The sequence below is a fragment of the Salinisphaera sp. T31B1 genome, from assembly GCF_040361275.1.
In the GTDB taxonomy this organism is placed as follows: domain Bacteria; phylum Pseudomonadota; class Gammaproteobacteria; order Nevskiales; family Salinisphaeraceae; genus Salinisphaera.
In genome coordinates this window covers 458,064-470,846 of the sequence record NZ_APNH01000003.1, presented here as the reverse complement: position 1 = coordinate 470,846, position 12,783 = coordinate 458,064, and the positions used below count along the sequence as shown (strand labels likewise).

13 protein-coding genes are annotated in these 12,783 nt (G+C 63.8%); 9 read left to right on the top strand and 4 right to left on the bottom strand.

The features are described from left to right. Nucleotides 1-28: 28 nt before the first annotated feature. From T31B1_RS13675 to T31B1_RS13640, 8 genes are all read left to right on the top strand, one after another. Nucleotides 29-1,438, top strand: coding sequence for a glutamate synthase small subunit GltD family protein (locus T31B1_RS13675; protein ID WP_353250068.1), 1,410 nt, complete (start codon nucleotides 29-31; stop codon nucleotides 1,436-1,438). Nucleotides 1,439-1,460: 22 nt separating this feature from the next. Further along, nucleotides 1,461-2,189, top strand: coding sequence for an orotidine-5'-phosphate decarboxylase (gene pyrF, locus T31B1_RS13670; protein ID WP_353250067.1), 729 nt, complete (start codon nucleotides 1,461-1,463; stop codon nucleotides 2,187-2,189). A 115-nt stretch (nucleotides 2,190-2,304) separates the two neighbouring features. Further along, entirely contained in the window at nucleotides 2,305-3,351 is a 1,047-nt protein-coding gene (gene hemE, locus T31B1_RS13665; RefSeq protein WP_353250066.1) for a uroporphyrinogen decarboxylase, read from the top strand. Between the two features lie 90 nt (nucleotides 3,352-3,441). After that, complete coding sequence (yihG, locus tag T31B1_RS13660; protein WP_353250065.1) at nucleotides 3,442-4,377, top strand: 1-acylglycerol-3-phosphate O-acyltransferase, YihG family; 936 nt, start codon at nucleotides 3,442-3,444, stop codon at nucleotides 4,375-4,377. Further along, entirely contained in the window at nucleotides 4,374-5,132 is a 759-nt protein-coding gene (locus T31B1_RS13655; RefSeq protein WP_353250064.1) for an SDR family NAD(P)-dependent oxidoreductase, read from the top strand. Before yihG ends, T31B1_RS13655 begins: the two co-directional genes overlap by 4 nt. Next, nucleotides 5,129-5,323, top strand: coding sequence for a hypothetical protein (locus T31B1_RS13650; RefSeq protein ID WP_353250063.1), 195 nt, complete (start codon nucleotides 5,129-5,131; stop codon nucleotides 5,321-5,323). The genes T31B1_RS13655 and T31B1_RS13650 overlap by 4 nt, the downstream gene beginning before the upstream one ends. A gap of 94 nt (nucleotides 5,324-5,417) precedes the next feature. Then, nucleotides 5,418-6,302 carry a cytochrome c oxidase assembly protein gene (locus T31B1_RS13645; protein WP_353250062.1) on the top strand — a complete coding sequence of 295 codons (885 nt, stop codon included), beginning with the start codon at nucleotides 5,418-5,420 and terminating at the stop codon, nucleotides 6,300-6,302. Continuing rightward, a complete protein-coding gene (locus tag T31B1_RS13640; protein ID WP_353250061.1) occupies nucleotides 6,299-6,934 on the top strand; it encodes an SCO family protein in 636 nt (211 codons plus the stop codon). The genes T31B1_RS13645 and T31B1_RS13640 overlap by 4 nt, the downstream gene beginning before the upstream one ends. A gap of 41 nt (nucleotides 6,935-6,975) precedes the next feature. Here T31B1_RS13640 and T31B1_RS13635 read toward each other — a convergent pair whose 3' ends face one another. From T31B1_RS13635 to T31B1_RS13620, 4 genes are read right to left on the bottom strand one after another with little or no spacing between them, the layout of a single operon-like run. After that, nucleotides 6,976-8,304, bottom strand: a complete 1,329-nt coding sequence (locus tag T31B1_RS13635; RefSeq protein WP_353250060.1) for an MFS transporter — start codon at nucleotides 8,302-8,304, stop codon at nucleotides 6,976-6,978. Then, nucleotides 8,301-9,536, bottom strand: a complete 1,236-nt coding sequence (locus T31B1_RS13630; RefSeq protein WP_353250059.1) for a class I SAM-dependent methyltransferase — start codon at nucleotides 9,534-9,536, stop codon at nucleotides 8,301-8,303. Before T31B1_RS13630 ends, T31B1_RS13635 begins: the two co-directional genes overlap by 4 nt. Nucleotides 9,537-9,545: 9 nt before the next feature. After that, nucleotides 9,546-10,319 carry a DUF1365 domain-containing protein gene (locus tag T31B1_RS13625; RefSeq protein WP_353250058.1) on the bottom strand — a complete coding sequence of 258 codons (774 nt, stop codon included), beginning with the start codon at nucleotides 10,317-10,319 and terminating at the stop codon, nucleotides 9,546-9,548. A 1-nt stretch (nucleotide 10,320) separates the two neighbouring features. Further along, the gene (locus T31B1_RS13620; RefSeq protein WP_353250057.1) at nucleotides 10,321-11,577 is read right to left on the bottom strand and encodes an NAD(P)/FAD-dependent oxidoreductase; all 1,257 of its coding nucleotides are present in this window, start codon (nucleotides 11,575-11,577) and stop codon (nucleotides 10,321-10,323) included. A 232-nt stretch (nucleotides 11,578-11,809) separates the two neighbouring features. Here T31B1_RS13620 and T31B1_RS13615 point away from each other — a divergent pair, with 232 nt between their 5' ends. After that, nucleotides 11,810-12,781 (top strand): malate dehydrogenase, encoded by a 972-nt coding sequence (locus tag T31B1_RS13615; RefSeq protein WP_353250056.1) that lies wholly within the window; start codon nucleotides 11,810-11,812, stop codon nucleotides 12,779-12,781. Nucleotides 12,782-12,783 lie beyond the last annotated feature (2 nt).

Sequence of the window (12,783 nt, the reverse complement as noted above, 5' to 3'; positions counted from 1 at the left end):
AGCCGCGTTCTAAAGTTAAAGGTTACCGATGGCAAAGAATCATCTGCAGTTCCTCGATATGCCGCGCCAAGACCCGAAAAAGGTCGAGGTGCCGGTGCGTATCCACGAGTTCGCCGAAATCTACGGCCAGTTCGACAAGGAGACGGCCGCCCAGCAGTCCGGCCGCTGTATTTCCTGTGGCAATCCCTACTGCGAATGGAAATGCCCGGTCCACAACTACATTCCGAACTGGTTGAAACTGGTCAACGAGGGCAATCTGTTCGAGGCCGCCGAGCTATCGCATCAGACCAACACGCTGCCCGAGATCTGCGGCCGGATCTGTCCGCAGGATCGCCTGTGTGAAGGCGCATGCACCATGAACGACGGCTTCGGTGCCATCACCATCGGCTCGGTGGAAAAATACATCACCGACGAAGCCTTCAAGCAGGGCTGGCGACCGGACGTCTCGAACGTGGTCTGGACCGACCGCAAGGTCGCGGTCATCGGCGCGGGCCCGGCGGGTCTGGGGGCCGCCGACATCCTGGTTCGCAACGGCGTCAAGGCCGTGGTGTTCGACAAGTATCCGCGTATCGGCGGCCTGCTGACCTTCGGCATTCCGCCCTTCAAACTTGAAAAGGACGTCGTCGAGACCCGTCGCGAAGTCATGGAAGGCATGGGCGTGGAGTTCCGTCTCGGCGTCGAAGTGGGCAAGGATGTCCAGATCGATGACCTGATGGACGAATACGATGCCGTATTCCTGGGCATGGGCACCTACACCTACATGAAGGGCGGCTTTCCCGGCGAGGACCTCAAGGGCGTGCACGAAGCCCTGCCCTTCCTGGTCGCCAACATCAATCGCGAGTTGGGGCTGGAAGTCAGCCCCCACGACTTCATCAACATGAAGGGCAAGCGCGTGGTGGTGCTCGGCGGCGGCGACACCGCCATGGATTGCAACCGGACCTCGATCCGCCACGGTGCCAAGGAAGTCGTCTGCGCCTATCGTCGCGACGAAGGCAACATGCCCGGTTCGGCACGGGAAGTGCAGAACGCCAAGGAAGAAGGCGTACAGTTCCTGTTCAATCGCCAGCCTGTAGAGATCGTGGGCGACACCCATGTCGAAGGCATCAAGGTGGTGACCACCAAGCTCGGCGCGCCCGACGAACGCGGACGCCAGCGCCCCGAGCCGGTGCCCGGCACCGAGGAAGTCATCGACGCCGATGCGGTGATCATCGCTTTCGGGTTCCGCCCCAACCCGCAGGACTGGTTCGATCCGCACCATATCGACATCGACGACGGCGGGCGCGTGATCGCACCGGAAAAAGGCCGCTTCAAATACCAGACCACCAATCCGAAGATCTTCGCCGGTGGCGACATGGTCCGCGGCTCGGATCTGGTCGTCACGGCCGTGTTCGAAGGCCGTGAAGCAGCCAAGGGAATCCTCGACTATCTCGAAGTCTAGACCCACCGGGAGCCAGCGTCCCATGGCCGATATCGCCCCCTCGGATCGCCTGATCTTCGCCCTGGACGTGCCAGACGCCGCACAGGCTCGCCAGCTGGTCGAGCGTCTGGACGATACGGTGACCTTCTACAAGGTCGGCCTGGAGTTGGCCATGGCCCCGGGCTATTTCGAACTCGTTGACTGGCTCAAGACACGCGGCAAGAAGGTTTTCGTGGATGTGAAGCTGTTCGACGTGCCGGCCACCGTGGCCGCCGCGGTCAGGCGGTTGAGCGCGCGCGACGTGGATTTCATCACCGTGCACGGCAATCAGGCTGTCATGGAAGCGGCCGCCGGCGCGCGGTCGGGCAGCGCGCGTATCCTGGCAGTAACCGCGCTGACCAGTCTGGATCAGGGCGATCTCGACGACATGGGCTTTGCCTGCGACATCGAAACGCTGGTGCTCTCGCGCGCCCGCCGCGCGCTGGCCGCCGGCTGCGACGGCGTGGTGTCGTCGGGCATGGAGATCGCCCGGCTACGGGCCCATGCGCCCGACAAGCTGATTACCGTCACGCCCGGCATCCGGCCGGTGCACAATGACGAACGCCCGCCGGACGATCAGAAACGCGTGATGACGCCGACCCAGGCGATCACCGCCGGCGCCGACTATCTGGTGGTCGGGCGTCCGATACGCGATGCCGACGACCCGGGCGCGGCCGCCGCGGCCATCCAGGCCGAGATTGCGCAGGCACTGACGCCACACCAGCCCGCGTAGCGCCGCCCGCACCGCCGCTGGCCAGCGGTATCCGTGGCCGCGCCCGAGCCGGTAAACTGCGCCCAGATTCCATTTTCCGGTGGGCTGATACCAGCCGCCGCCGTTCGAGCGATTCATGTCTCACGACCGTCTTCTGCGCGCGCTTCGTCGTCAGCCTGTCGATGCCACGCCCGTCTGGCTGATGCGCCAGGCCGGACGCTACCTGCCCGAGTACCGCGCCCTGCGTGAAAAGGCAGGAAGCTTTCTCGATCTGTGTCAGAACCCGGAGCTTGCCTGCGAGGTCACCCTCCAGCCGTTGCGGCGGTTTCCCCTGGACGGGGCGATTCTGTTTTCCGATATCCTCACCATTCCCGAGGCCATGGGATTGGGGCTGTACTTCAAGGCCGGTGAAGGCCCGCATTTCGAGCACCCGGTACGCACACCGGAGGCGATCGACCGGCTCGGCGTTCCCGACATGGCCGACGACCTGGGCTATGTGCCGGCGGCGGTCAAGCTGATCCGCCGTGAACTCGACGGCAAAACGCCGCTGATCGGCTTCGCCGGCAGTCCGTGGACGCTGGCGACCTATATGGTCGAGGGGGGGCCGTCCAAGACCTATCAGCACGTCAAGGCGCTCATGTACAACGAGCCAGCAGCTCTGCACCGCCTGCTCGACGTGCTTGCCCGCTCGGTGGCCGCCTATCTCAACGCCCAGATCGCCGCCGGCGCCCAGGCCGTTCAGATTTTCGACACCTGGGGCGGCGTGCTGACGCCCGGTGCGTATCGCGAATTCTCGCTGGCCTACATGCAACGCATCGTCGATCAGCTCGATGCCGCGCCGGACGGCAGCGATGTGCCGACGATTCTGTTCACCAAGGGCGGCGGCCCCTGGCTGGAAGCGATGGCCGATACCGGCTGTCATGCACTGGGTCTGGACTGGACGATCGAAATCGACGAGGCTCGACAACGCGTCGGCGACCGCGTTGCCCTCCAAGGCAATCTGGACCCGGCCATGCTCTACGCCCGGCCCGAAGTGATCCGCGAACACGTGGCCGATGTACTCAGACGATTCGGCGATCATCCCGGTCACGTATTCAACCTCGGCCATGGGGTCACGCCTCAGGTCGATCCCGAACACGTCGCCGCGCTGGTTGAAGCCGTGCATAGCCTGTCGGCGCGCTGAGTTCGATCGACGAAGGTTGGCGTGGCTCAAGGCACACGCTACATTGCGTCCATCGTCTTTTCGCCCCGTACACGACTTGCGACTTGCTTAATGAAGACTCTGCTGGCCAACCTGCGCGGCGGTTTTGCCGTAATTGGCATGATCGCCGTGACGCTGATCGGGTTCATTCCGCTGCTGCCGGCCAGCCTGGTCAAGCTGGCGGCGCCGTGGCCCTGGCTTCGCGACCCGGCGACCCGGGTCGTACTCTGGGTGGCGCGCTGGTGGGCCCGCGGCGTCAACGGCGTGATACTGGCGGCCAGCCAAACGCACGTGATCTACGACCAACAGGTGCCGGACAATCCCGACGGGCGCTATGTACTGATTTCCAATCATCAGTGCTGGGCCGACGTCATGCTGCTCTGCCATGTGGTCGAGCCGCAGCTACCCTTTCCCCGGTATTTCATCAAGGAGCCGCTGCGCTGGCTACCGGTGGTGGGCCTGGCCTGCTGGGCGTTGGATTTTCCGTTCATGAAACGACATAGTCGGGCGGAAATCGAGAAGGATCCGTCGCTGCGTACCCGCGACATGGATACCGTACGCCGCTCCTGCGAGGTCTTTCGCGACTGGCCCGTATCGATCGTCAACTACGCCGAAGGCACCCGGTCGACGGCGGCCAAGCGTGCCGCGGCGAATTCGCCCTATCGTGCACTCCTGCCGCCCAAGGCCGGCGGCACCGCATTCACGATCAATGCCATGCACGATGTGCTCGATGGCGTACTCGACATGACCGTGGCCTATGTGAACACGCCGGAACCGACGTTCTGGGACCTGCTGTGCGGACGCATCGAACGGGTGATGATCCGGGTACGCCGGCTGGATATTCCCGGCGATCTGCTCGAGGGCGACTACATGGGCGATCCCGAATACCGCGCTCGTTTCAAGCGCTGGCTGGAAGACGTGTGGGCCGAAAAGGATATCGAAGTCGCCGCACTTCAGGATCCGTCACAATCCGCCACCCGGTTTTCGCAGATCGAGTCGTCCGGATGAGCACTCATCGCGTGGTCTGGATTACCGGTGCCAGCTCCGGCATCGGCGCCGCACTGGCCCGCGAGATGGCCGACCATGGCTGGCAGGTCGCAGCTTCCGGCCGCGATCGGGCGCGTCTGGCAAGCGTTTGTGAGCACCTTCCCGCAGCGATCCACGCCTTTCCGCTGGACGTCACGGACCGCGCCGCCAACCGGTCCGTGGTTGCCGCGATCGAGTCACGACTCGGGCCGATCGATCTCGCGGTATTCAACGCCGGCGTCGGCAGCGCTTTTTCTGTCGATCGGTTCGACGCCGAGGATGTCTTCTCGCGCATGCAGATCAACTACGGGGGCGCGGTCAACGGCATCGATGCGGTACTGGCGAGCATGCGCTCGCGTCGCGCGGGCCATATCGCGCTGACGGCGAGCGTGGCGGGATTTCGTGGCATGCCGGGTGCCGCCCCCTACTGTGCGTCCAAAGCGGCGATGATCGCCCTCGCCGAAAGCCTCAGGCCCGACCTGGCCGCGCGCGGGATCGATATCAGCGTCATCACACCCGGATTCGTGGCCACACCGCTGACCGCCAAGAATCGCTTCCCCATGCCGTTTATCATCGAGCCGGACGAAGCGGCGCGCCGCATACGGCGCGGCCTTGCCGCGCGCCGGTTCGAAATCACGTTTCCGCGGCGCCTGTCGTATATGCTCAAGGTGTTGCAGCGGCTGCCCTATGCCGCCTATTTCCCGCTCATCCAGCGCATCGCAGGTCGCAATTCATGAACAGTGTCATCTGGATCATCGTCGCCATCGTGGTCGTCGTCGCCGCGTTCGGCCTGCTGCAATGGGCCCGCCGCCAGATCGCGGCCAGCCGCGAGGATCTCAAGCACGTCGATCGCAGCAAGCTCAAGGACATGGATCACGACGCCTGGGCCGAGGAAGAGCGCGAAAAGGACGACTGGGGCAAGAAATAGATAGCGCCGATGCCTGTCGAACACAGACGCTTTTGTCGCCAGCCCCGACACCGGCGACAATAGCTGTCATCCCGTCGTCCGCCTCGCCCGGCTCATGTCGCTTTCCGAAATCCTGCTCTGGATCACGCCCTGGGAGCCACTACCCTGGCTGATCGGCGTATTCGCGCTGACCGCTGCCTGCTACGGGCGCGGGCTGGCCCGTCGGCGGCGGGCACGCGATATCCTGCCGGCGATCGCGTTCTTCGTTGGGCTGGCATCCATGTATATCGTCATGCAGACGTATGTCGACTACTACGCCCAGTACATGTTCTTCATACACCGCGGGCAGCATCTGATCCTGCACCATCTCGGCCCGTTCCTGATCGCTCTGTCGATGCCGACGGCCGTGCTGGCCGCGGGCGCCCCGCGGTGGCTGGCCGGCGGCCTGCGCTGGGTCGCTGAACTGCCGCCGATCGCTCTGGCCTACCGTATCGTCCAGCATCCGGTGATCAGTGCCGTGTTGTTCGTGGGCCTGATCTATTTCTGGCTATGGCCGGCGGTACATTTCACCGCGATGCTCTCGGCGCGCGACTACTGGGTGATGAACCTGTCCATGGCAGTCGACGGCCTGCTTTTCTGGTGGTTCATGCTCGACCCGCGCCGGCCCGGCACCACTGCCACCACCTATTCGGTCGGCCTGCGTATCATCGTGCTCTGGGCGGTGATGCCCCCTCAGATCGCACTTGGCGCTTATATTGCGCTCGCCGACCACACGGTCTACGACGTCTACGCGGTCTGTGGACGGGCCTTTCCGATCTCTCCGATCGTCGATCAGCAGCTCGGCGGTTTGATCACCTGGATTCCCGCGGCGATGATGAGCGTCGTTGCCACCCTGGTCCTGTTGCGCTTCGGCTTTCGCCACGAGCGCGAACCCGAGCATCGGGCCGGCCCGGATCGACGTAAACCCGCGGTGGTTGCCTCCGAGAGCCTGTCCATATGACCCGAAAGCCTTCAATCCGTTGCTCGCTGGCCTGGCTGGCGCTGGTTCTGACATTGTTGACTGCCGGCTGCGGCAGCGATGCCCCCGATTACAATGCGCACGATATTCAGGGGGTGATGCCCGATCTGGCGCTGGACCTGGTCAGCGAATCCGGTGCACCGATCGATGCCGAGGATTTTCAGGGCGACACTACCCTGCTGTTTTTCGGCTATACCAACTGCCCGGATATCTGCCCCGCCACAATGGCGCGTATTCGTGCCGCGCTGGGCGGGCTGGACGACGCCGCGCGCAAGCGTATCAAGGTACTGTTCGTCAGCGTTGACCCGGAGCGGGACACACCCGAACGTATCCAGCGTTTCACATCAAGCTTCGGCCCGGACTTCACCGGCGCCACCGGCAGCCAGGATCAACTCAAGCAACTGGCCAAGCGTTATCGGGTCACCTACGGCTACGGCGAGCCAAACGACAACGGCTTCTATCTGGTCTCGCACAGCAGCGCGATCTTTGTGTTCGACCCCCAGGGCCGGGCACGACTGCTGGTCAATCAGAACGAAAGCGTGGACGCGCTGACCAAAGACCTGAATACGCTCATGGATCATCTCGACGACGCCCCACCCAAAGCCAACGGCTGATCTTGGCCGGGGGCTGCGCGTGGGCGTGTAGGCGTTGAAACTCAACCCTGTCCGCGCTCGATGGTCTGGCGCAGTGCCGCGTGGCGCTGGCGATCCAGCGGGAAGTTCCACATGAAAGCGACCACCCCCAGCTTGATTGCGACCGGCAGCAGGCCGTAGAGCGCAGCCAGCGTCCACAGCGCACCCGGGTCGTTGTCTGCCCCGGCGTCGAAGCCGGCCAGCCAAAGCAGCGGATAGGCGATCCCCAGCGCCACCGCGAAGGCCAGCTTGGTGGCCATGCCCCACAGGCCGAAATACAAGCCGGCCCGCCCATCGCCGCCGGCGGCCGTATCCTCGTCGATCACATCGGCCTGAATGGAGGCGGCTGTTGCCTGGTCCACACCCAGACAAGACCCGCCCAGAATGCAGATCAGCGTGTAGGCCACGAGACTGTAGGTATTGCTGGAAAGCGTCACCGTGAACACGAAGACGAAAGCGACCCAGAGCATCGACGCACACCACAGCCGATGCTTGCTCCAGTGCCGGCCGATCCGAAACCACACCGGCAGGCCGAGCACGGCCGACAGAAAATAGATCGCCAGGAAGATACCGGCCGTGGCCTGACTGGCCCCAAGTATGCCGGTCACGAAAAACAGGAACAGGGCGGCCGGCAGCCCGTTGGCCGCGCCGTTGAGCAAATAGGCGATCAGAAGCCGTCGAAACGGCGCGTTCGCCGCCAGCAGCCGTACGCTTTCGGCCCACTTGACGCGCGACCGATCGCCGCGGGGTTCGGGCACGCGCCAGAGAAACAGACCGGCGGTCACCGGGAGTGCGACGAGCAGGAAGAATGCGATGGCTTCGAGGCCGGCCGCCTGACCGCCGGCCACTCGACTAATTCCCGCCGGCAGCATGATGGCGACCATGGTGCCAAGAACAAAAAAGCCTTCACGCCAGGCGGTGATACGCGTGCGTTCGTCGTAGTCCGACGACATCTCGGCGCCCATGGTCGTATACGGCAGATAAATCAGCGTCCAGCCCAGATAGGCCAGCATGCTCCACAGCAGCAGATAGAGCGCACTCGCGCTGTCACCGGGCACGAACAGAAACCAAGCCGCGATCATCAGGATCGGCGTGCCCAGCGCGATATACGGCCGGCGCCGCCCGATCGACAAGCCGGTGCGATCCGACAGCGTACCGATCGCCGGGTCGGTGAGCACGTCGAACAGTCGGGCCGCAAAGATCATCACGCCGACGATGCCCGTGTTGAGCCCGGGCATCTGAGAGTAGAACGGCGGCAGAAACACGGTCAGTGGCAGGCCCAGCGCGGCCAGCGGCAGACCGAGCAGACCGTAAGGGATCAGTTGGCCAAGCGGATACCGATGCCGGCTCACCGCGTGCCCACCGAATCGGCCGGCCGCTCGAGACAGGTCTGCATCAGATCGATGTTTCCGGAGGTGAAACCGGCTGCACAGTAAGCCAGGTAGTAGCGCCACATGCGATAGAAAGGCGCCCCCCGGGTGGCCACGATCGTATCGCGCGCGGCGACGACCGCTTTGTCCCAGCGCATCAGCGTACGGGCATAGTCACGCCGGTAGAAATCGCTCTCGCGGGTGGTCAGCCCCTGCCTACGCGCCTGATCGGCGAAGATCTCCGGCGAGGCCAGCATGCCCCCCGGAAAGATGTATTCCTGGATGAAGTCCACGTTGGCACGGTAGTAGGCAAACCGTGCGTGTTCGATCGTGATCGCCTGGATCGCCGCCCGTCCGCCGGGCCGCAGGGCATCATGAATGGCACGGAAATACGCCGGCCAGTAGGCCTCGCCTACCGCTTCGTACATCTCGATCGACACGACATGGTCGTATTGCCTGTGTACATCGCGATAGTCGCGCAGCTCGAAGTCCACGGCATCCGCTAGACCTTCGTCGCGTGTTCGACGCCGCGCATAGTCCAGCTGCTCGGTGGACAGCGTCAGCCCGGTGACCGACACACCGGCATGACGCGCCGCGTAGCGTGCAAAGCCCCCCCAGCCGCAGCCGATCTCGAGTACGTGCTGGCCCGGCCGTGTATCGAGCCGTTCCAGCAATCGTTGATATTTGCGCCGCTGGGCGGCCGCCAGATCCTCATCAGGGTGATCGAACAGGGCGGCCGAGTAGGTCCAGGTCTCGTCGAGCCAGTCGGCATAGAAATCGTTGCCGAGATCGTAGTGATAGGCGATGTTGCGACGAGAGCCACGCCGCGAATTGCGTCGCAGCCGGTGGCGAATCGCGCTGAGTACCGTGTATACGTGTTGCAGCCGGGAAAAATCGGGTTCGAGCGAATCTTCGTTGAGGTGCAGCAGATAGATCAGTCCCGCCAGGTCCGGGCAGTCCCATTCGCCGTTCATGTAGCCTTCGGCAAACCCGACCGAGCCCGCCTTGAACAAACGCGTGACCATGGCCGGCGAGCGGATCGTCAACGACGCCGACGGGCCGGGCCGATGCCCTTGGAAGATCGCCAGCGAACCGTTGGGCAAGACCACCTCCAGCCGGCCCGTATGAACCCGGTCCAGACGCTTGACGACCTGGCGCTCGCGCCAAGTCTGCGGCACACCCTGCTGCTTGGTTGCGTGATAGATCGAATACATGAGATTCCATTAGGATATGGGCGGCCGTTCTTGCTCGGGCTTACGATGAAATATCGCGCCCCTGGCCCAGATCTTGAGGGCCTGCCAGTGAATGGCCGCGCTGACCTTGAGCGTCAGCAAGGGTACGGCCAGGCCCGCGCGCAGAATTTCGGCACTGTTCAAGGCCCGGCATTCGCCGGTCAGCGTCGTCGCCAGACGCAGCGTCTGGCCGCTGTCATCGTACAAGCGGATGCCCACGCCAAGCCGCGGCCCGGGTTCGGCGAAATGAAAACGATAGCCGCCGCTGCGATCGAAGAACGGCGACACGTGGAAGCGCTTGGCCTTGTAGGCGGCTCCGCCCCACGTCATCGGGCGGCCTTCGTCGTCGAGCACATAGACATGGTGCTCACCGAAGGTGTTGTGCACTTCGACGATGATTGCGCGCAGATGGTCTGCCTCGTCCTGACAATAGAACACGCTGATCGGGTGGAATCCGTAACCCAGTACGCGTGGCATGGTCAGCAGCCGCACGCGCCCCGCACCGAGACGGATGTCACGTTCGGCCAGCCGTTTGTCGACCCAGTCGCGCAGCGACGCACCGTCACGATGCGCGCCGTGCTCGGCGTCATGAAACGACAACAGATTGAATCGGTTACGCGACAAAAGCGGCGAGGCAGCACAGGCGTCATCGATCGCATCGATATCCAGCAGCAGGTAGTAGCTGCGATAGACGAAGCGATACCGCGGCGCCCCCGGGCGCCGATGCATCACGTGACATCGATACAGATATCCAGGCCGGCTCATGCTAGCCGGCCCAGGGGGCGGTCACGCCCAGGCCTTTTGCGACACGCGTCGCTGCCGCCAAGCCGTCTTCGTGGAAGCCGTAGCCGCACCAGGCTCCACAGAACCACGCGCGATCGATGCCCTGGATGTCCGCGAGCTGCCGTTGAGCGGCGATAGCGCCCGCATCGAAGATGGGATGGTCGTATTCGATTTCCCGGATGAGCTTGTCCGGTGCGGGCTCGACCAGCGGATTGAGACTCACGAAGTAATCGGTCGGGCCCTGGATCGACTGCAGCCGGTTCATCCAGTAGGTCACCGATACCCGCTGATCATCGACGGTCGCCCGATCCGCGGCATAATTCCACGACGCCCATACCGCACGCCGGCGAGGCATCAACGCGGCATCGCTGTGCAGCAGGGCGCGATTGGGCTGGAAGCCGAATGCCGAGAGCACCCGAGCTTCGGGCGGCGAGGCGTCGCCCAGGATCCGACGCGTCTGATCGGCATGACAGGCGAAGACCACCTGATCGAAGGCCTCCGAGCGACCGTCCTCCAGCGTCACCGTGACGCTCTGCGTGTCGCGTCGCACGCCGCCGACCGGACTCGAAAGTCTGAGCCGTTCGCCGAGCACATCGGCGATCGCCCGAACATACCGGCGGCTGCCGCCGGCGACGGTGCGCCACTGGGGCCGGTTGGCCAATTCGAGCAGGCCGTGATTGTCGAAAAACCGCAGAAACGCGCCCACAGGAAACGCGCGCATACCGGCCGTGGGCGTGGACCAGATCGCCGCCGCCATGGGTAGCAGATAGCGGGCCGCGAACGCCTCACTGTACGAGTTGTTATCCAGAAACTCGCCGAGTGAACAGTCGGGCACCCGATCATGCGCCAGCAGTCGCTTGGCCTGTCGATTGAAGCGCAGGATATCGGCGATCATGCGCCAGTGGGCCCGGTCGGCGATCAGCGATTTCTGCGCGAACAACGTCCGCCAGTTATCGCCGGCCCATTCGATGGCGCCATGGCCGATGGTGACCGCGAACGACATGTCACTGTCGATCGTTTCGATCGACAACTCATCCAGCAGCGACTCGAAATACGGATAATTGCGGTCGTTGAGCACGATGAAACCGGTATCGACCGGCTGGTCGCCGGCCATGACCGTATTCGCATGCCCGCCGGGCCGGTCCTCGGCCTCGAACACGGTCACCGAGGCGCGCTCGCGCAGCAGCCAGGCCACGCCCAGCCCGGCGATACCGCTGCCGACAACGGCAATCTTTTCCATGGTTCCCCCGTGATTCGAAGTGGGGCGCGGGCCGCGCCTAGGTGATTACGAAAACAGGCCGTTGGCGGATGCTTTTTACCCGTTTTCCGGTTTGGGCTATGCTTTGGCCCGGCTTTGAAAGTCGCAGACACCATTCCGCCCGTTCCGCTCGGCCGTCGAGTCTATACAAAATCGGGCCGACGACCGACCTGGGTGCCTGCGACCCGATTCACCGTTCATTCAAGGAGCAGCCATGAAACAACCCGTACGTGTGGCCATTACCGGCGGTGCCGGCAATATCAGCTATTCGCTCATCTTTCGTATTGCCGCCGGCGATATGCTGGGCCCCGACCAACCGGTGATTCTCCAGCTGCTCGAGATTCCGCCCGCCATGGACGCTCTCAAGGGCGTCATTATGGAGATCAACGACTGCGCGTTCCCGCTGGTGCACGGCATCTCCGGCAGCGACAAGCCGGAAGAAGCATTCAAGGACGTCGACATCGCCCTGCTCGTGGGCTCCAAGCCGCGCGGCAAGGGCATGGAGCGCTCGGACCTGCTCAAGGCCAACGGCGAGATCTTCTCGGTCCAGGGCAAGGCGCTCAATGACCACGCCTCCAAGGACGTCAAGGTACTGGTGGTCGGCAACCCGGCCAACACCAACGCCCTGATCGCGGCGGCCAACGCACCGGATCTGGACAACCGCCAGTTCACTGCCATGATGCGGCTGGACCATAACCGCGCCCTGTCGCAGCTGGCCGGCAAGACCGATAGCCAGGTCACCGACATCGACAAGATGATGGTCTGGGGCAACCACAGTTCGACTCAGTTCCCGGACCTGTCCCATTGCACCGTCAACGGCAAAGCGGCGACCGATCTGGTCGATCAGAACTGGTACGAGAACGATTTCATCCCGACCGTCCAGAAGCGCGGCGCAGCCATCATCGAGGCACGCGGCGCCTCGAGTGCGGCCTCGGCTGCCAGCGCTGCCATCGACCACGTGCGCGACTGGGTGGCAGGCTCCAACGGCATCGTTTCCATGGGCATTCCCTCGGACGGCAGCTACGATATCGCCGAAGGGATCATGTATTCGTATCCGGTGATCTGCCGCAATGGCGATTACGAGATCGTCCAGGATCTGGAGATCAGCGATTTCGCCCGCGATCGCATGAAGGCCACCGAGGCCGAACTGCGCGAGGAGCGGGAAGCGGTAGCGCATCTGCTGTAGAC

Coding starts and splice junctions, on each gene's coding strand:
- T31B1_RS13675 (WP_353250068.1), top strand. CDS start 29: ATGGCAAAGAATCATCTGCAGTTCCTCGATATGCCGCGCCAAGACCCG.
- pyrF (WP_353250067.1), top strand. CDS start 1,461: ATGGCCGATATCGCCCCCTCGGATCGCCTGATCTTCGCCCTGGACGTG.
- hemE (WP_353250066.1), top strand. CDS start 2,305: ATGTCTCACGACCGTCTTCTGCGCGCGCTTCGTCGTCAGCCTGTCGAT.
- yihG (WP_353250065.1), top strand. CDS start 3,442: ATGAAGACTCTGCTGGCCAACCTGCGCGGCGGTTTTGCCGTAATTGGC.
- T31B1_RS13655 (WP_353250064.1), top strand. CDS start 4,374: ATGAGCACTCATCGCGTGGTCTGGATTACCGGTGCCAGCTCCGGCATC.
- T31B1_RS13650 (WP_353250063.1), top strand. CDS start 5,129: ATGAACAGTGTCATCTGGATCATCGTCGCCATCGTGGTCGTCGTCGCC.
- T31B1_RS13645 (WP_353250062.1), top strand. CDS start 5,418: ATGTCGCTTTCCGAAATCCTGCTCTGGATCACGCCCTGGGAGCCACTA.
- T31B1_RS13640 (WP_353250061.1), top strand. CDS start 6,299: ATGACCCGAAAGCCTTCAATCCGTTGCTCGCTGGCCTGGCTGGCGCTG.
- T31B1_RS13630 (WP_353250059.1), bottom strand. CDS start 9,536: ATGTATTCGATCTATCACGCAACCAAGCAGCAGGGTGTGCCGCAGACT.
- T31B1_RS13625 (WP_353250058.1), bottom strand. CDS start 10,319: ATGAGCCGGCCTGGATATCTGTATCGATGTCACGTGATGCATCGGCGC.
- T31B1_RS13620 (WP_353250057.1), bottom strand. CDS start 11,577: ATGGAAAAGATTGCCGTTGTCGGCAGCGGTATCGCCGGGCTGGGCGTG.
- T31B1_RS13615 (WP_353250056.1), top strand. CDS start 11,810: ATGAAACAACCCGTACGTGTGGCCATTACCGGCGGTGCCGGCAATATC.